At 70.1% G+C, this 17903-nt stretch carries 15 protein-coding genes and 1 tRNA gene; 10 read left to right on the top strand and 6 right to left on the bottom strand.

Annotated elements, in window-relative coordinates:
* Window positions 1-20: 20 nt before the first annotated feature.
* The 3 genes from EDD90_RS18790 to EDD90_RS18780 are packed head-to-tail and all read right to left on the bottom strand — an operon-like array spanning window position 21 to window position 2798.
* Window positions 21-1457 (bottom strand): MFS transporter, encoded by a 1437-nt coding sequence (locus EDD90_RS18790; RefSeq protein WP_123974133.1) that lies wholly within the window; start codon window positions 1455-1457, stop codon window positions 21-23.
* 13 nt (window positions 1458-1470) lie between these two features.
* Entirely contained in the window at window positions 1471-2292 is an 822-nt protein-coding gene (locus tag EDD90_RS18785; protein ID WP_123974132.1) for an alpha/beta fold hydrolase, read from the bottom strand.
* 47 nt (window positions 2293-2339) lie between these two features.
* Window positions 2340-2798, bottom strand: coding sequence for a cupin domain-containing protein (locus EDD90_RS18780; RefSeq protein ID WP_030928739.1), 459 nt, complete (start codon window positions 2796-2798; stop codon window positions 2340-2342).
* Window positions 2799-2959: 161 nt separating this feature from the next.
* Between EDD90_RS18780 and EDD90_RS18775 the strand changes: the two genes are divergently transcribed.
* Window positions 2960-3583, top strand: coding sequence for a TetR/AcrR family transcriptional regulator (locus EDD90_RS18775; RefSeq protein WP_123974131.1), 624 nt, complete (start codon window positions 2960-2962; stop codon window positions 3581-3583).
* A gap of 41 nt (window positions 3584-3624) precedes the next feature.
* On the opposite strand, the gene EDD90_RS55515 is transcribed toward EDD90_RS18775, so the two are convergent.
* Window positions 3625-3792, bottom strand: coding sequence for a hypothetical protein (locus EDD90_RS55515; RefSeq protein ID WP_185149144.1), 168 nt, complete (start codon window positions 3790-3792; stop codon window positions 3625-3627).
* A gap of 307 nt (window positions 3793-4099) precedes the next feature.
* Window positions 4100-4942: an alpha/beta fold hydrolase gene (locus EDD90_RS18770; RefSeq protein WP_123974130.1), complete on the bottom strand. Its 843-nt coding sequence runs from the start codon at window positions 4940-4942 to the stop codon at window positions 4100-4102.
* A gap of 118 nt (window positions 4943-5060) precedes the next feature.
* Here EDD90_RS18770 and EDD90_RS18765 point away from each other — a divergent pair, with 118 nt between their 5' ends.
* Window positions 5061-5438: a helix-turn-helix domain-containing protein gene (locus tag EDD90_RS18765; RefSeq protein ID WP_123981362.1), complete on the top strand. Its 378-nt coding sequence runs from the start codon at window positions 5061-5063 to the stop codon at window positions 5436-5438.
* Between the two features lie 1063 nt (window positions 5439-6501).
* Here EDD90_RS18765 and EDD90_RS18755 read toward each other — a convergent pair.
* Window positions 6502-6573, bottom strand: a tRNA-Arg gene (locus EDD90_RS18755).
* A 60-nt stretch (window positions 6574-6633) separates the two neighbouring features.
* On the opposite strand from EDD90_RS18755, the gene EDD90_RS18750 reads away from it, so the two are divergent.
* The 8 genes from EDD90_RS18750 to EDD90_RS18715 all read left to right on the top strand — a co-directional run bounded on the left by EDD90_RS18750 (window position 6634) and on the right by EDD90_RS18715 (window position 17877).
* A complete protein-coding gene (locus EDD90_RS18750) occupies window positions 6634-7191 on the top strand; it encodes a response regulator (RefSeq protein ID WP_123981360.1) in 558 nt (185 codons plus the stop codon).
* 127 nt (window positions 7192-7318) lie between these two features.
* Window positions 7319-8296 (top strand): ArgS-related anticodon-binding protein NrtL, encoded by a 978-nt coding sequence (gene nrtL, locus EDD90_RS18745; protein WP_123974129.1) that lies wholly within the window; start codon window positions 7319-7321, stop codon window positions 8294-8296.
* A 19-nt stretch (window positions 8297-8315) separates the two neighbouring features.
* Window positions 8316-9707: a diaminopimelate decarboxylase gene (lysA, locus tag EDD90_RS18740; protein WP_123974128.1), complete on the top strand. Its 1392-nt coding sequence runs from the start codon at window positions 8316-8318 to the stop codon at window positions 9705-9707.
* Window positions 9708-9858: 151 nt separating this feature from the next.
* The gene (locus EDD90_RS18735) at window positions 9859-11151 is read left to right on the top strand and encodes a homoserine dehydrogenase (RefSeq protein WP_185149609.1); all 1293 of its coding nucleotides are present in this window, start codon (window positions 9859-9861) and stop codon (window positions 11149-11151) included.
* Window positions 11152-11157: 6 nt separating this feature from the next.
* The gene (gene thrC, locus EDD90_RS18730; RefSeq protein WP_123974127.1) at window positions 11158-12216 is read left to right on the top strand and encodes a threonine synthase; all 1059 of its coding nucleotides are present in this window, start codon (window positions 11158-11160) and stop codon (window positions 12214-12216) included.
* A 356-nt stretch (window positions 12217-12572) separates the two neighbouring features.
* Window positions 12573-13490, top strand: a complete 918-nt coding sequence (gene thrB / locus EDD90_RS18725) for a homoserine kinase (RefSeq protein WP_123974126.1) — start codon at window positions 12573-12575, stop codon at window positions 13488-13490.
* Between the two features lie 402 nt (window positions 13491-13892).
* Window positions 13893-15905, top strand: coding sequence for a transcription termination factor Rho (gene rho, locus EDD90_RS18720; RefSeq protein WP_123974125.1), 2013 nt, complete (start codon window positions 13893-13895; stop codon window positions 15903-15905).
* A 160-nt stretch (window positions 15906-16065) separates the two neighbouring features.
* Window positions 16066-17877, top strand: a complete 1812-nt coding sequence (locus tag EDD90_RS18715; RefSeq protein WP_260327923.1) for a trypsin-like serine protease — start codon at window positions 16066-16068, stop codon at window positions 17875-17877.
* Window positions 17878-17903 lie beyond the last annotated feature (26 nt).

Genomic DNA, 17903 nt, shown 5'->3' with positions numbered 1-17903 from the left:
GAATCTTCGGAGGGCTCCAGTCAAGAGTTCCGCCGAGGCCGACGACTTGATACTGGAGTGATCCATCGTCCGTTGCGCGCGCGCAACGAGCCGTGGTCCCCGGCGATGTCGGAAGCGTGCACGGTGAACGTGCTCAGGATCAGGACGGCCAGTCCGCAGCCGGTGATGATCCACCAGGGTGCGGGGCGGACGCCGGCGGCGATCGCGGCGCCGATGACCGCGATGCCGAGGGAGGAACCGATCTGGCGGCTGGTCGCGGCGACCGCTGCGGCCACCCCGGCCTGGGCGCGCGGCAGGCCGGAGACGGCTGTGTTCGTGATGGGTGCGTTGACGAAGCCGAAGCCGAGCCCGAACAGGGCGTAGGTGAGGGACAGCAGGGCGTACGAGGGGTGGGTGGAGCGGGTGGTCAGGACGGCCAGCAGCCCGCTCGCCGTGATGCCCGTGCCCGCGAGGAGGAGCGGGATGCGCGGGCCTCGGCTGGCCACGATCCGCCCGGACAGCGGCGGGCAGATCAGGGAGAGCACCGCCATCGGGAGCAGGTGCAGCCCGGTGGACAGCGCGCTGAGGCCCAACTGCCGCTGCAGATAGAGGGTGTTGGCGAACAGGAAACCGCCCAGTGCCGCGAAGGCGAAGACCGCCGTCGCCGTGGCCGCGCTGAAGGGTGCGCTGCGGAAGAGACGCGGGTCGATGAGGGGTTCGGTGCGCCGGTTCTCGTACGGGATGAACCAGGCCAGCGCGCCCGCCGCCGCGACCAGGCAGGCCGCGATGGGCGGTGAGGTCCAGCCCTCGTCGGGGGCCTCGATGATGGCGTACGTCAGGGTGGCGAGCAGGGTGATGACGAGGAGCTGTCCCACCGGGTCGGGCCGGCGGGCCCGGGGGGCGCGGGACTCGGGGACGTATCGCACGGTGAGCGCGAGGGCCGCCAGGCCGATCGGGATGTTCAGCCAGAAGACCGAGCGCCAGCCCGCCGTCTGGACCAGGAGGCCGCCGAGGATCGGTCCCGCCGCCATGCTGATCCCGACCACCCCGCCCCACACGCCGATGGCCCGTGCCCGCTCCCGCGGCTCGGTGAAGGTGTTGGCGAGGATGGCCATCGCGACCGGGGTGAGCATGCAGCCGCCGAGCGCCTGCACCGTCCGGAAGGCCACCAGCCACTCGAGTGTCGGAGCCAGGCTGCACAGCGCGGACCCGGCGGTGAACAACGCCAGGCCGAGCTGGAAGATGCGCCGCCGTCCGACGCGGTCGGCCGTGGAGCCGGCCAGCGTCAGGAACGAGGCGAGCACGATGGTGTAGGCGTCGAGGGTCCATTGCAGGCCGGAGACCGGGGAGTCGAGGTCGTCCTGCATCGAGGGCAGCGCGACGTTGAGGATGGTGGCGTCGAGGCTGACCAGCAGGACGCTCATGCAGCAGATGGTCAGGACGAGCAACTTCTGCCGTCTGCCCCCGGGTTCGGACATGACCTGCTCCCGTTCAGCGGGTCGGGCGGTTGGTGGCGTGCGCGTCCGCGAAGTCCCAGAGCACGGGCAGGAATTCGGCCGGCGTCTCGACCTGCGGCATGTGACCGGTGCCGGGCAGCAGCTCGAACCGGGCGCCCGGGATGGCGGCCGCCCAGGCCCGGCCGTAGTCGGCGTCGACGACCTGGTCACTCTCGCCCCAGGCGACAAGCGTCGGGTGGGTGACCTTGGCCAGACGCTCGAGCAGGGTCGGGTCGGCCATGGCGTGCGGGCCGGAGTAGACCTCCAGCGCGGCCCGGTTGGCGGCCATGACCGCGCGCTGGGCGTCGGAGAGCGCGCTGGGGTCGAAGCGGAACTTCGAGGGGTCGTGGAAGGAGAGCTGGGCCAGTTCGACGGGGGAAAGGGGGAAGGTGTCCGCGACGGGGTGGCCGGGGACCTGGATGCCCACGGCGTTGACGAGGACGACGCTGCTGATCCGGTCGCTGCCGAGTACGGCCAGTTCGGCGGCGATCCAGCCGCCGATCGAGTTGCCGACGACGGTGACGTCCTCCAGGCCGAGGGTGTCGAGCAGTTGTGCGTAGAGCTGGGCGAGGGCGGGGACGTCCGTCAGCCAGGCGGGGCGGACGGTGCCGCCGAAGCCGGGGTGGAGCGGGGTGATGATGCTGGCAGGCCGCTGCTCGGCGAGGAGCCCGGCGAAGGGGGCGACCGTCTGGGGGCCGCCGCCGCCGTGCAGGAGCAGGAAGGGGTGTCCCTCGCCCTGTGACCTGCCCTGGATTTCGACGGTGAGGTCGACGTCGCCCTGGGCGAGGGAGAGGGTGTGGGTGGTGGTGACGGTCATGGAGGTACTCCTCGAGTAGGCGGTTCTGTACGGGGGGTGGGTGGGCGTTACGCGAAGTCGGTGGCCGGGACTGTGGCGTACCGGCTCATCACCTCGATCGTCGACTCCGGGGTCATCTCGCGGCCGCCGGCGACCATGTCGCGCAGGTCGCGGAAGTACTGCACGTACAGGTCCGGTGTGAAGGTGTTGAGCATCACCGCCGGTTCGTCGCCGAGGTTGGCGAAGGTGTGCGGGGCGCCGGGCGGGATCATCGCGAGGGTGCCGGCCGGGGCGGTGTGGGTGGTCTGGCCGATGGTGAAGTGGACGGTGCCGGAGACGACGTAGAAGCCCTCGTCGTGCTGGGCGTGCCGGTGCTGCGGTGGCCCCTCGGTGTGCGGGGCGATGGTGATCTCGCCGATTCCGAGGCGGTGTCCGGTGGTGCTCCCGTCTTCGAGGATGCGGATCCGTGTCGGTCCCAGGTGGATGGTCTCGCCGTCGTCCGGGCCTACCAGGGAGACGTCGTTCATCGCTTTCTCCTTCGGTCCTTGTTGCTCAACGCTCGTGAGAGCGAGCTCTCACGAAAGAGGACAATAGAGGGTTGACCCTCAACGTGCAAGTGAACTCTCATAAAGAGGGTTGGCAGTGATAAGCTGACCCGGGACTTACGGGCAGGATCGGGGACACATCGATGGCGACACAGACCGGGACCAGTGCGGGCGTGAGCACCGGCCGCAGCAACCAGAAGATGCGCACGCGCACCGCGATCGTCGATGCCGCCCGCGAACTCATCGGCACCGGCGGCGAAGTGACCATGCCCGCGATCGCGCGGGCTGCCCTGGTGTCGGAGGCCACCGCCTACCGCTACTTCCCCGATCTTCCCTCGCTGGTCAGCGAGGCCCTGGCGGGCGTCTGGCCACCCCCCGCCGAGGCGCTCGCGCCGGTCGCGGACTCGGCCGACCCCGTCGAACGCATCGCCTTCGCCTGCGAGTTCCTGCTCCGCGGCATCCTCGCCCGCCAGGGAGCGGTGCGCGCCATGATCTCGGCGACCATCACCCGGCCCGAGACGGTGACCAACCGCCCCGGGGTCCGTTTCGGGCTCATCGACCACGCACTCCTCCCCCTGGAGGACACGCTCGCAGCGGCCGATCCCGAGGCGTTCGCCCAGCTCAAGCGCGACCTCGCCGTGGTCGTCGGCGCGGAGGCGCTGTTCACGCTCACCGATCTGTGCGGGCTCGGGCCGGACGAGGCGGTCGCCAGCGCCGTACGGACGGCGCGGAGGCTCACGGAGGCCGCCGTGCGGGAGAGGTCGTAGCCACCGCGGGTGGCGTTACGTCCCGCAGAACTGCCCGTCGATCAGGACGTTCCGGGCCTGCTCGGTGGAGCGGCCGGAAGCGCCGTCGCCCTCGTTTCCAGGACCACGACCCGGCGGTCGTCGGCGCTGATGCCGTTCCGAGTGGTGTAGCCGGGGAGGTCGCCGACGTGGCTGTAGTACGAGCCGCCGCAGGTCAGCGAGAAGCTCATCAGGCCGAGGCCATAGCGCGCCGGGCCATACGGGATCCAGTTCCGTGGCGCGCACGGTCGTGTTCATCTCCGCCAGTTGGGCGGGGTGCAGGAGTCGGCCGCCCCGGAGCGCCTGGTAGAGGCGGTCAGGTCGGCGGTCGTGCTGAGGGAGCCGTCACGTGGTCCTGGCCCTGATCGGCCCTCTCATCGCCACCCGCGCGCCCCTTACGAGCCCACAAACCGCTGGTGTGGAAGGCCAGGTTTCTCCAGACCGTTGATCGAGCCCCACGTCTCCTTGTTCCCCCTGCCCCGCTCATCGCATGGTGGCTTATGTCACCCGTTCACCGGCGAGGAAGGGCTGTAGCAGATCGAGAAGGGCCTGCGGGCGGTGCAACGGGATGATGTGGCCGCAGTCCTCGATGGTGCGGCCCGTCAGATCGTCTGCGACGGGGCGGAGTTGGTACTCGAGCGCGGCGCCGACGGGATGGGAGCCGACCGTCATCGTCGGTACGGTCAGCCGCCCTTGGGCGACGGTCCGTTCCACCTGCGCCGCGCTCTGCGGCAGGGCCCTGTAGTACGAGAAGGCGCAGCGCAGCGCCTCGGTGCCGGAGTAGGCGTGGACGAAGGCGTCCCGGATGTGCGGCGGGACGCCCTCGCCCAGGGTGCCGGTGGTCAGGAACCAGTCGACGTAGCGGGCCTCGTTGCCGCGGAGGACCTCCTCCGCGAGATGTGGCACGGAATGGAAGCCGAACCACCAGGGGGCGCCGTCGGAGAGGAAGTCCTCCGCGCCGGGCAGCCGACCGAGCAGTGACTCCATGACGACGAGCCGTTGCACCAGGTCCGGGCGGCGCATGGCCAGCAGGAACGCGGGCGGGGTGCCCGCATCGATGCCTGCCACCGCGGCGTCGTGGACGCCGAGTTGCTCCAGCAGGGCCGCGGCGTCGTCCGCCAGGGTCGCGGCGTCGTAGCCGGACTCGGCCCGGCTGCTGGCCCCCAAGCCGCGCAGATCCGGCGCGATAACCGTGTGCCGGTCGGACAGCCCGGCCATGACGTCCTGCCACAGCTGCCAGGTGTGGGGGAAGCCGTGCAGCAGCAGGACCGGCGGCCCCTGCCCGTCCAGTGCCACATTCAACTCCACACCGTTCACGGCAACTCGGCGCAGTTCAGGCATGCCTGCCTCCAGGGGGGTGGTCCCGAGTGGTAACCAATGGCGACAAGGCAACCGTAGGAAACTAGGATGGGCGTGCCCAGACGGCACTTTTCCCTCAGGTGGTGAGTCCGGCGTGACCATGTCGCGGCGCGGTGACCTCTTCGATCCGCTGTGTCCGACCCGGCAGCTCCTGGACCGGATAGGCACCAAGTGGACCTCGATGGCGGTCAGGGTGCTCGCGCAGGAGGCGCCCGGCGAGGTCCGCTTCGCCGACCTGCGGCGCCGCATGCCGGGCATTTCACAGAAGATGCTCTCCGCCACCCTGCGCAGTCTGGTGCGCGACGGTCTGGTCGCCCGCCGCGTGGAGGGTTCCGTCCCTCCCCGCGTGTACTACCGGCTCACCGATCTCGGCCTCTCTCTGGAGGAGCCTCTGGCCGCGCTGCGCGCGTGGGCCGAGCAGCACATGGCGCAGATCGAAGAGATGAACCTGCGGTACGACGCCGCGCCGGGAGACTGAGACAAGCCGTGCGGCGCGGCCCCGCGTGCCCGCCCTTGGCCTGGGCGCGGTTCAACTCGCCGTCAGGTCCGCGCTCTTGGTGAGCGTTTCGTTGGCGTCGATTTCGGCACGCAGGCGCTCACGGCGCGCTCGCGCCCCGGCGAGGCATCGGAGCCCAGCAGCTGACGCAGCGGCGCCTCGTCGGCGGTCACCGCCGCGGCGAAGGCCGCGGCCGCCCGCACCGGATCCCCTGGCTCGCCGGACACCGCGAGGGTGGACGCACGGCGCCGGCCGGTCTCCTCGTAGTCCTCCAGGCGGATGGGTGAACTTCACCCGAGTTGCTCAGCCACCCTTGCGGTCGTACGTCACTGCCTGCACCCCTCGATGGTCAGCCGACCATCGCGTGGCCTGAGCCCGCCACTGAACAACCGCACCAGGGGTCTTGCCGCTGCCGGACTTCCCGTTCAAGACGTGATGACAGCAGTGGCGAGGATGAAAGGGCACCCAGGGGCGCGAAAGGGTCGACACCGGCTCGCACTCCAGCGCACACGTCGGCGACGTTGTGCGGTACAGACCAGAGCCAGCGCCGCCGCTTTCCTGGGCACCGACAACGCTCCCTCAACCGCGCCCGACCGAGGGGCCAGCCCCATCGACACCGATGCCGAGCCCGGCCACGGCTGGGCCTGAACATGGCCTGTCGGCCGCACGTTGTAGCTACAGGCATCGTCACCGGCAGAGGGACGGGCAGGATGATCGCGGGCAGGTAGAAGGAGCAACGACCCACCAGACCGTTTGCGCTTCTGTGTGGCATCAGCCACATATAGGCAGGTCAGACCCGGTTCTCGGCGAGAAGGCGACGCTTCTCTTCGGATTGGCAGAAGTATCGGATTTTTGCCGAGAGCCGCTGTCGAACGTCTCGCGAGATGGCTTTGACCTGCGAAAAACCGTCAAGGGGCAAGGCTGGCCGCCTTGTTCGGAACGTCACGGAACTGCAAAGAGCCACAGTCAAAAGACCGTGTGCGTTTTGGCATGCACGCAAAAGCTCCCGACCTGTATTTCTGCAGGTCAGGAGCTTTTCCCGGAGTGCCCCCGGCAGGATTCGAACCTGCGCACACGGCTCCGGAGGCCGTTGCTCTATCCCCTGAGCTACGGGGGCGTCTGGCGTTGAGCTGTTGCTCGCGGCGACGGACAGAACACTACCAGCTCGGTCGGGGTGATCAGGAACGGGTTTCCCGGAGGTCGCTCCGTCGAGGAGGCGGAAGTCCGGAAAACCCGGACGCGGTGGCCGGTCCCGACCTACTCTCGAGTTGTGCCAGGGGCGTCGGGTCGGGTGCTTGTTGTGGACGACAACAAGGTCATCCGGCAGCTGATCAGGGTCAATCTCGAACTGGAGGGTCTCGAGGTCGTGACCGCGGCCGACGGTGCCGAGTGTCTGGATGTCGTTCATCGGGTGCGGCCCGACGTGATCACCCTTGATGTCGTCATGCCCCGGCTCGACGGGCTGCGGACCGCTGCCCAGCTGCGGGCCGATCCCCGGACCCGTGATCTTCCCCTCGCCATCGTCAGTGCCTGCACGCAGTACGAGGTGGAGGCCGGGCTCGACGTCGGCGTCGACGCTTTTCTCGCCAAGCCCTTCGAGCCCGCCGAACTCGTCCGACTGGTACGGGAGTTGATGGCGCGGCGGCGCGTCGGCGAGCAGCGCGCCGGCGGGGGAGTGGCCGAGGCGGTAGAGCTCTCGGGGGAGCGGGCCGGTGGCAACCCCGCCTACCCGTGACGCGGGGACGCCCGGTAATCCCGCCTGTCCCTGACGCGGGGCTGCCCGGTAAGTCCGCCGTCCACATCCCGGAACTGTCCCCAAACCGGCTCGCCTACCCACCCCCCTCCTCCCCTACGCTTGTCCCGTGACCCCCGTCGAGCTCTCCCGTACCGTGCTGCGCGCGGTGCGTCGTGCTGTTGACGAGGGTGAGCTCAGCGTGACCGTGCCGGAGCGGGTCGTGGTGACACCGCCGGGGCCCGGCGGGTGCGGGGACTACGCCACGAACATCGCGCTGCAGCTCGCACGCCCGGCCGGGCAGCCGCCGCTGCGGGTGGCCGAGATCCTGCTGCCCCATCTCGCGAGCTGCGCCGGCGTCGGTGACGTCGTCGTCACCGGACCCGGGTTCCTCAACATCAGCCTCAGCTCCGCCGCGTCACCGACGGCCCGGCTGGTCGGCGAGATCCGCGCCCTCGGGCCCGGCTACGGCCACGGCGACGCCCTCGCCGGGCAGGTGGTCGCGCTGCGGGTGCCGTACGACGTCCGGGCCGAGGTCGTCGCCGATGCCGTCGTGCGTATCGTCGCGACCCAGGGCGGGCGTGGTGAGGTCGATCACGGTGAGCCCGTGAATCTGCGGCCCGTGCCCGCGCCGGAGGACCCCGCGCCGCTCGGGCCCGACGCCGCCCAGTGGGCGCTGCTGCATCCCGCCGCCCACGACCGGCCCCGGATCACCGCCGACCATCTGGTGCAGCGGGAGAGCAACCCGCTGTTCCGGGTGCGGTACGCCTACGCCCGGACACGCGCCGTCGAGCGCGGGGCCGGGCGGCTGGGGTTCGGTGCCGTACCCGGCGATGTCGCGGACGCTCCGAGTGCCCTCGTCGCCGCCCTCGCCGACTACCCCCGCATCCTCACCGCCGCGGCCACCCACCGCGCCCCCGACCGGCTCGCCCGGCACCTGGTCACCGTCGCCGATGCCGCCCTGCCGTACCTGCCGACCGTGCTGCCCCGTGGCGACGAGAAACCCTCGGTCGCCCACCGTGCCCGGCTCGCCCTCGCCGAAGCCACCGGGACGGTGCTGGCCGGCGGCCTGTCCCTGCTCGGCATCGACGCACCCGATCACCTCTGAAGAGAGCGCCAGAAGAGTCATGAGCCGTTCCGCACACCCCGCCGGGCCCCGGCACGCCGATGTCCTGCCCGAGGGCCACTACGCCGCTCCGCCCACCGACCTCAACGCGCTCGACTCCAAGGTGTGGGCCCAGACCGTCACGCGTGACGCGGACGGGGTCGTCACCGTCGGCGGTATCGATGTGAAGACCCTCGCCGAGCAGCACGGCACCCCGGCCTACATCCTCGACGAGGCCGACTTCAGGGCCCGGGCGCGGGCCTGGCGCACCGCCTTCGGGCACGACGCCGACGTCTTCTACGCCGGCAAGGCGTTCCTGTCCCGGGCCGTCGTGCGGTGGCTGGACGAGGAGGGGCTCAATCTGGACGTGTGCTCCGGTGGGGAGCTGGCCACCGCGCTCTCCGCCGGGATGCCCGCCGAGCGGATCGCCTTCCACGGCAACAACAAGTCCGGGGACGAGATCGAACGGGCGGTCGGGGCCGGTGTGGGGCGGATCGTGCTCGACTCGTTCCAGGAGATCGTGCGGGTCGCGCACATCGCGCAGTCCCTGGGCAAGCGGCAGCGCGTGCAGATCCGTGTCACCGTCGGTGTCGAAGCGCATACGCACGAGTTCATCGCCACCGCCCATGAGGACCAGAAGTTCGGGATTCCGCTGGCGGGCGGGCAGGCCGCCGAGGCCGTGCGGCGGGCACTGCAGCTCGACGGGCTGGAGCTCATCGGCATCCACTCGCACATCGGGTCGCAGATCTTCGACATGTCGGGGTTCGAGGTCGCCGCGCACCGGGTGGTGGGGCTGCTCAAGGACGTCAGGGACGAGCACGGGGTGGAGCTGCCCGAGATCGACCTCGGCGGCGGGCTCGGGATCGCGTACACCAGTGACGACGACCCGCGCGAGCCGCACGAGATCGCCAAGGCGCTCACCGAGATCGTGACGCGGGAGTGCGACGCCGCCAGGCTGCGTACGCCCCGGATCTCCGTGGAACCCGGACGGGCCATCGTCGGGCCGACCGCCTTCACCCTCTACGAGGTCGGCACCATCAAGCCCCTCGACGGGCTGCGCACCTATGTCTCCGTCGACGGCGGCATGTCCGACAACATCCGGACCGCGCTGTACGACGCCGAGTACAGCGTCGCTCTCGTGTCCCGTACGAGCGACGCCGAACCGATGCTCGCCCGCGTCGTCGGCAAGCACTGCGAGAGCGGGGACATCGTCGTGAAGGACGCGTTCCTGCCGGGCGACCTGGCACCCGGTGACCTCATCGCCGTACCGGCCACCGGCGCCTACTGCCGTTCCATGGCGAGCAATTACAACCATGTGCTCCGGCCGCCCGTCGTCGCGGTGAACGACGGCGAGTCCCGGGTGATCGTCCGCCGGGAGACGGAGGAGGACCTCCTGCGTCTCGACGTCGGATAGCCGGAAAGTGACGGAAGGGGCCCGGAAGATCTCCTGTCTTCCGGTCCTCACAGAATGAAATAGATGTCTCACAATCCGGACCAAGGGTAGAAACTCCCGTCCGGTGAGTGAGACTGGTCCAACCGTAGACGGTATGAAGAAACGAGGTCGGATGATGCGTACGCGTCCGCTGAAGGTGGCGCTGCTGGGCTGTGGGGTTGTCGGCTCAGAGGTGGCGCGCATCATGACGACGCACGCCGACGACCTCGCACAGCGGATCGGCGCCCCGATCGAGCTGGCCGGTGTCGCCGTACGACGGCCCTCCAGAGTCCGTGAGGGCATCGACCCCGCTCTGGTCACCACCGATGCCACGGCCCTCGTGAAACGCGGGGACATCGACGTCGTCGTCGAGGTCATCGGGGGCATCGAGCCCGCCCGTACCCTCATCACCACCGCCTTCGAGCACGGCGCCTCCGTGGTCTCCGCCAACAAGGCGCTGCTCGCCCAGGACGGTGCCGCCCTGCACGCGGCCGCCGAGCAGCACGACAAGGACCTCTACTACGAGGCCGCTGTCGCCGGCGCCATCCCGCTGATCCGCCCGCTGCGCGAGTCCCTCGCCGGCGACAAGGTCAACCGGGTGCTCGGCATCGTCAACGGGACCACCAACTTCATCCTCGACAAGATGGACAGCACGGGGGCGGGGTACCAGGAAGCCCTTGACGAGGCCACCGCACTCGGCTACGCGGAAGCCGACCCGACCGCCGACGTCGAGGGGTTCGACGCCGCCGCCAAGGCCGCCATCCTCGCCGGGATCGCCTTCCACTCGCGGGTGCGTCTCGACGACGTCTACCGCGAGGGCATGACCGAGGTCACCGCCTCCGACTTCGCCTCCGCCAAGAACATGGGCTGCACCATCAAGCTGCTCGCCATCTGTGAGCGGGCCGGGGACGGGGGATCGGTGACGGCCCGTGTGCACCCCGCGATGATTCCGCTGACCCACCCGCTCGCCTCGGTGCGCGGCGCGTACAACGCCGTCTTCGTGGAGTCGGACGCGTCCGGCCAGCTGATGTTCTACGGTCCCGGCGCCGGCGGCGCCCCGACCGCCTCCGCGGTCCTCGGCGACCTGGTCGCCGTCTGCCGCAACCGGCTCAGCGGGGCAACGGGGCCCGGCGAGTCGGCGTACGCCGCCCTGCCCGTGTCCCCGATGGGCGATGTCGTCACGCGCTACCACATCAGCCTCGACGTCGCCGACAAACCGGGTGTTCTCGCCCAGGTCGCCACCGTGTTCGCCGAGCACGGGGTTTCCATCGATACGGTTCGCCAGCAGGGCAAGGACGGTGAGGCCTCCCTCGTCGTCGTCACCCACCGGGCCTCCGACGCCTCCCTCTCCGGGACCGTCGAGGCGCTGCGCAAGCTCGACACCGTGCGGGGTGTCGCCAGCATCATGCGGGTTGAAGGAGAGTAACCAGCAATGACCCACCAGTGGCGCGGAATCATCGAGGAGTACCGGGACCGGCTGCCCGTCTCCGACACCACGCCGGTCGTGACGCTCCGCGAGGGCGGCACGCCCCTCGTGCCCGCGCAGGTGCTCTCCGAGCGCACGGGCTGCGAGGTCCACCTGAAGGTGGAGGGTGCGAACCCGACCGGGTCCTTCAAGGACCGCGGTATGACCATGGCCATCAGCAAGGCCAAGGAGGAGGGCGCGCAGGCCGTCATCTGCGCCTCCACGGGCAACACGTCCGCCTCCGCAGCCGCCTACGCCGTGCGCGCCGGGATGGTCTCCGCCGTGCTGGTGCCCCGCGGCAAGATCGCGCTCGGCAAGATGGGCCAGGCCCTCGTGCACGGCGCGAAGATCCTCCAGGTCGACGGCAACTTCGACGACTGCCTCACCCTCGCCCGCAACCTGAGCGAGAACTACCCGGTGGCGCTGGTCAATTCGGTCAACCCGGTGCGTATCGAGGGCCAGAAGACGGCCGCCTTCGAGATCGTGGACATGCTCGGCGACGCGCCCGACATCCACGTCCTGCCGGTCGGCAACGCGGGCAACATCACCGCGTACTGGAAGGGGTACAAGGAGTACGCCGGTGACGGCATCTCCACCATGACCCCCCGGATGTGGGGTTTCCAGGCCTCGGGCAGCGCCCCCATCGTGCGCGGCGAGGTCGTCAAGGACCCGTCGACCATCGCCACCGCGATCCGCATCGGCAACCCCGCCTCCTGGCAGTTCGCGCTCGCGGCCCGGGACGAGTCCGGCGGCCTCATCGACGAGGTGACGGACCGTGAGATCCTGCGCGCCTACCGGCTGTTGGCCGCCCAGGAGGGCGTCTTCGTGGAGCCCGCCTCCGCCGCCTCCGTGGCCGGTCTGCTCAAGGCCGCCGAGCAGGGCAAGGTGGACCCGGGCCAGCGCATCGTCTGCACGGTCACCGGCAACGGCCTGAAGGACCCCGACTGGGCCGTCGCCGGCGCCCCGCAGCCGGTCACCGTGCCCGTCGACGCGGCCGCCGCGGCCGAGCGGCTGGGCCTCGCCTAGAGAACCGCTCAGGGTGTGCTCGAGAGGCGGTCGAGAGGTGGTCGAGGAAGACTCGGCAGACCACTCGACCGCCCCGGCCGGGCAACCGGTGACCACTCTGTGGCGTCTTGACGAGGGGACTCCCTGAAATGGGAGCACAAGGGGCTTACGACACGCATCGTGCGCCTCCTGTGCGCCCTATGTCGCCACAGAACCTTCCTTCGATAGGCTGTAGTGAACCCGCCCGCTGCATATGCCTCCGCATATGGCGCGGTGCCGCGCCGTCTCCACGGCCCGAGGGTCTTCACATACCTATCGGATGTCACCTATCGAATGTCATTCGACCAATCACGCAGCTCAAGGAGAGTCATCGAGCGATGGCCGGTCCAGCGTTCCGCGCCGCCGCCGTCCGGGTGCGCGTCCCCGCCACCAGCGCCAACCTCGGCCCGGGCTTCGACGCCCTGGGCCTCGCGCTGGGGCTCTACGACGACGTCGTCGTCCGGGTGGCCGACTCAGGGCTGCACATCGACATCGCGGGTGAGGGCAGCGAGACGCTGCCGCGTGACGAGAGCCACCTTCTCGTACGCTCCCTGCGCACCGCCTTCGACCTGCTGGGCGGACAGCCCCGCGGCCTGGAGATCGTGTGCGCCAACCGCATCCCGCACGGCCGTGGCCTCGGCTCCTCCTCCGCCGCGATCTGCGCCGGGATCGTCGCCGCCCGCGCCGTGACCATAGGCGGCGAGGCCAGGCTCGACGACGCCGCGCTCCTCGAACTGGCCACCGAGATCGAGGGACACCCCGACAATGTCGCGGCCTGTCTGCTCGGCGGCTTCACGCTCTCCTGGATGGAGTCCGGCGCCGCCCGGGCGATCAGGATGGAGCCTGCCGATTCCATCGTTCCGGTGGTTTTCGTGCCCGGAAAGCCGGTCCTGACCGAGACCGCGCGCGGACTGCTCCCGCGCACCGTGCCGCACGTCGATGCCGCCGCCAACGCGGGCCGTGCCGCCCTGCTCGTCGAGGCCCTCACCCGGCGCCCCGAGCTGCTGCTGCCCGCCACCGAGGACCGTCTGCACCAGGAGTACCGCGCCCCGGCGATGCCGGAGAGCGCCGCGCTGGTGGAGCGGCTGCGCGCCGACGGGATCCCGGCCGTGATCTCCGGCGCCGGACCCACCGTCATGGCGCTGGCCGACGCGGAGAGCGCCGACAAGGTGCAGGCCCTGGCCGGCGCCGACTGGGCAGCCAACCGGCTGGACCTGGATGTCCAGGGAGCGAGCGTGCTGCCGCTTGCGACCTGACACACGGTTGCCGGATTTGGAGAGGGGGAATGTTTGTTGGATCCGGTAGTGTTAATCTCAAGTCTGCACCCGACCCCACCATGGCGAGGTGCTTCGTGTCCCCGTCCGGGACAGACATTCTTCCGGGAGTCTCCCAAGCCACTCAGCGTTCGGTACGTCGTACCTGGGCAGTACGCCGTATGCGGGCATTGAGCGGGCCGCTGGGCACGCTCCGGAATTGGTGCGACCACGCCTCGTGACACCGGGTGCCACGGCTGGGGAAGCGCCGTCATCAGAAATTCTCTCCGCCGCCTTTGGCGGACCACCGCCCCGGCACGGTCCACACAGCAAGGACCGAAGCCGGACAGCACAACCGGTCGCCGAGCCAGACAGGCCGACGTCCGCTCCAGGGAAGGACCCTTCGTGAGCGACACCACCGATCTGATGGGCGCACGTGTCGAGGAGACCGCTGCCGCGCCCGCCACGGACGCCTCCGCGCCTGCCGCCGGTGCCGGCTCCCGGCGGCGCCGCGGTACCGGCCTCGAGGGCATGGTGCTGGCCGAGCTTCAGCAGGTCGCATCCGGCCTCGGCATCAGGGGCACGGCGCGTATGCGCAAGAGCCAGCTGATCGAGGTCATCAAGGAGGCGCAGGCCGGCGGGGGCTCCCCCGCCAAGGCCGAGCCGGCCGCCGAGACCAAGCCGAAGCGCCGGGCCACCTCCAAGGCCCGTACGGGCGACGACGCCGCCGAGAAGAAGGCGGAGCAGCCCGCCGAGGCCCCCGCCGAGAAGGCCGTGGCCCAGCAGCAGATCGAGATCCCCGGCCAGCCGGCCAGCGACGACGCCCCGGCCGAGCGCCGCCGGCGCCGCGCCACCGCCGAGGCGGGCAGCCCGGCCGCGACCGGCACCGAGACGATCGTCGCCGAGGCGAAGACCGAGACGAAGACCGAGGCCCCCGCCGGGCAGCCGCAGCAGGGCGACGCCGGTGACGGAGAGGGCCGTGGCCGCCGCGACCGCCGTGACCGCGGCCGCGACCGTGACCGCCGCGGCAAGGGCGACGAGCAGCAGGGCGGCCAGGGCGGTCAGGGCGGTCGTCAGGACCGCCAGGACCGGCAGGACCGTCAGCAGCAGGGCGGCCAGGGCCAGCAGCAGGGCGGCGGCCGTCAGGACCGCAACGCCGGCCCGCAGGACGACGACGAGTTCGACGGCCGCCGTGGCCGCCGTGGCCGTTACCGGGACCGCCGTGGCCGCCGTGGCCGTGACGAGATCGGCGGCGCCGAGCCGCAGCTGGCCGACGACGACGTCCTGATCCCCGTCGCGGGCATCCTGGACATCCTCGACAACTACGCGTTCATCCGGACCTCCGGCTACCTGCCCGGCCCGAACGACGTGTACGTCTCCCTCGCCCAGGTCCGCAAGAACGGCCTGCGCAAGGGCGACCACATCACCGGCGCGGTCCGCCAGCCCAAGGAAGGCGAGCGGCGCGAGAAGTTCAACGCGCTGGTCCGTCTGGACTCCGTCAACGGTATGGCGCCCGAACACGGCCGCGGCCGCCCGGAGTTCACCAAGCTGACCCCGCTCTACCCGCAGGACCGCCTCCGCCTGGAGACGGACCCGGGCGTGCTGACCACCCGCATCATCGACCTCGTGTCGCCGATCGGTAAGGGCCAGCGCGGTCTGATCGTGGCCCCGCCGAAGACCGGCAAGACCATGATCATGCAGGCGATCGCCAACGCGATCACGCACAACAACCCCGAGTGCCACCTGATGGTCGTCCTGGTCGACGAGCGTCCGGAAGAGGTCACCGACATGCAGCGGTCGGTCAAGGGCGAGGTCATCTCCTCGACCTTCGACCGCCCGGCCGAGGACCACACCACGGTCGCCGAGCTCGCCATCGAGCGCGCCAAGCGTCTGGTGGAGCTGGGTCACGACGTCGTCGTGCTGCTCGACTCGATCACGCGTCTGGGCCGTGCGTACAACCTCGCCGCCCCGGCCTCCGGCCGCATCCTGTCCGGTGGTGTCGACTCGACCGCCCTGTACCCGCCGAAGCGCTTCTTCGGTGCGGCCCGCAACATCGAGGACGGCGGGTCGCTGACCATCCTCGCCACCGCCCTGGTGGACACCGGGTCCCGCATGGACGAGGTGATCTTCGAGGAGTTCAAGGGCACCGGCAACATGGAGCTCAAGCTCGACCGGAAGCTCGCCGACAAGCGCATCTTCCCGGCGGTGGACGTCGACGCGTCCGGTACCCGTAAGGAAGAGATCCTGCTCGGCAACGAGGAGCTGGCCGTCGTCTGGAAGCTGCGCCGGGTGCTGCACGCGCTCGACCAGCAGCAGGCGATCGAGCTGCTGCTCGACAAGATGAAGCAGACGAAGTCGAACATCGAGTTCCTGATGCAGATTCAGAAGACGACGCCGACGCCCGGCAACGGCGACTGACCCTTGCTGTAAGGCAAGAAAAGCGGGCAAAAGGGCCGCACCCTGCACGGCGCAGGGTGCGGCCCTTTGCGTTTACCTTTGCGTTCCCCTCCTCGGTGTAGCATCGCGCCTTCGGTCATGTGGCCGAATCTCGAACTCCTGATCCCGAGGGGGGACTTAGGTGGGTACACCCACGTCCGGGAGCGGTCGGCACAGACGTCGGATACGTTTTGCGCTGCCCGTCGCCGCGGCCGGAATCGCCGCCGCCGTCACGGCCGCACTGATCTCGACCTCCGCCAACGCGGCCACGCTGCCGGCGCCCGCGGTCAAGCCGGCCGTCAACACGACGTCGCAGGCCACGCTGAAGCAGCGCGTCGCCGACGCGGTCGCCGCCGTCAACGGCAAGACCACCACGACGAAGACGCCGAGCAGCGGTGCCGCCGTCTCACCGAAGATCATCGGCGGCGGTACGACCACCATCTCCACGGCGCCCTGGATGGCTCAGCTCTGGTACTACGACAAGAGCACCGGCACCGGCTTCTTCTGCGGCGGCTCGGTCATCTCGCCCACGAAGATCCTCACCGCCGCACACTGCGTCAAGGGCTTCAAGTGGAGCACCACCGACTCCGTGGTCATCACCGGCACGGCCTCGCTGCCCACCACCAACAGCGACGGAAGTGACAACCTGCACGGCGGCACCGTCTCCGCCGTCCTGCGTCAGTGGAACCACCCCTCGTACACCGTGTCGAGGAACGGCGCCCCCAACAACGACATCGCGGTGCTCACCCTGGCGGCCCCCGTCAAGGCGACGCCGATCCGCATGACGACGAACACCGACACCGCGTCGTACACGGGCACGGCCGCCCAGACCGCCACGGTCTACGGCTGGGGCCGGACCACCTCCACCACGCAGGACATCTCCGACACGCTGAAGACGGCCAAGCTGCCGATCGACTCGGACGCCACCTGCACCGCCGCCTACGGCAGCACCGACTTCGTCAAGGGCCACATGGTCTGCGCGGGCGCGCGCGCCACCGGCAGCGACACCGGCACGACGACCACCTGCAACGGCGACTCCGGCGGTCCGCTGGTCGTCGGCGGCAGGATCGTCGGCGTGGTCTCCTGGGGCGCCAAGAACTGTGTCGCCAGCGGCTCCTACGCCGTTTTCTCGAAGGTCAGCACCTACGTCGGTGCCGCCTACCCGCAGATCACCGACACCAGCCTGAGCTCCGACGGCAAGGCCGACCTGTTCGTCCGCAAGTCGTCGACCAAGGCCGGTTACGAGCTGGTCTCCAAGGGCACCTCGTTCGCCTCGCGCATCTCCGCGGGCGACTTCAGCGGCGTCAACGTCGTCCTGCAGGCCGACCTCAACCGCGACGGCTACCAGGATCTCGTCTTCCGGGTGTCCTCCACCGGCGACGTCTACTGGTACCACTTCGTGCTGAACAGCGCCCAGGACGGCGGCTCCTGGGTCACCACGAAGATCTTCTCCGGCTGGAGGACCCGCAAGGCCATCGTCATCCCCGGTGACCTCACCGGCGACTACCTGCCCGACGTCCTCTCCGAGGACTCCGGCGGCGTGCTGTGGCTGTACCCGGGCAAGGGCAACGGCACCTTCGGCTCCGCGGTCCGGATCGGCAGCGGCTGGAGCCAGTACAACCAGCTGCGCGGCTTCGGCGACTTCAACGGCGACGGCAAGGCCGACCTGCTGGCCCGCAAGAGCAGCGGCGGCGACCTGTACCTGTACAAGGGCACCGGCAAGTCCGGCACCGGTCTCTTCTCGGCCCGGGTGAAGGTCCGCTCCGCCTGGACCGGCTTCAACACCCTCGCCGCGGTCGGCGACTTCAACGGTGACGGCAAGGCCGACCTGCTGGCCCGTACGACCGGCGGCACGCTGTACCTCTACCCGGGCACCGGAAAGGGGACAAGCGAGATCTTTGCCACAAGGAGGTCGCTCGGTACCGGTTTCCAGCAGTACGACATCTTCGGCTGACATGGCTGGTGAGCGGGGGTTCACCC

It is taken from the genome of Streptomyces sp. Ag109_O5-1, assembly GCF_003814875.1.
GTDB classification, from domain to species: Bacteria; Actinomycetota; Actinomycetes; order Streptomycetales; family Streptomycetaceae; genus Streptomyces; species Streptomyces sasae.
This window is presented reverse-complemented; position numbering and strand designations above follow the sequence as displayed.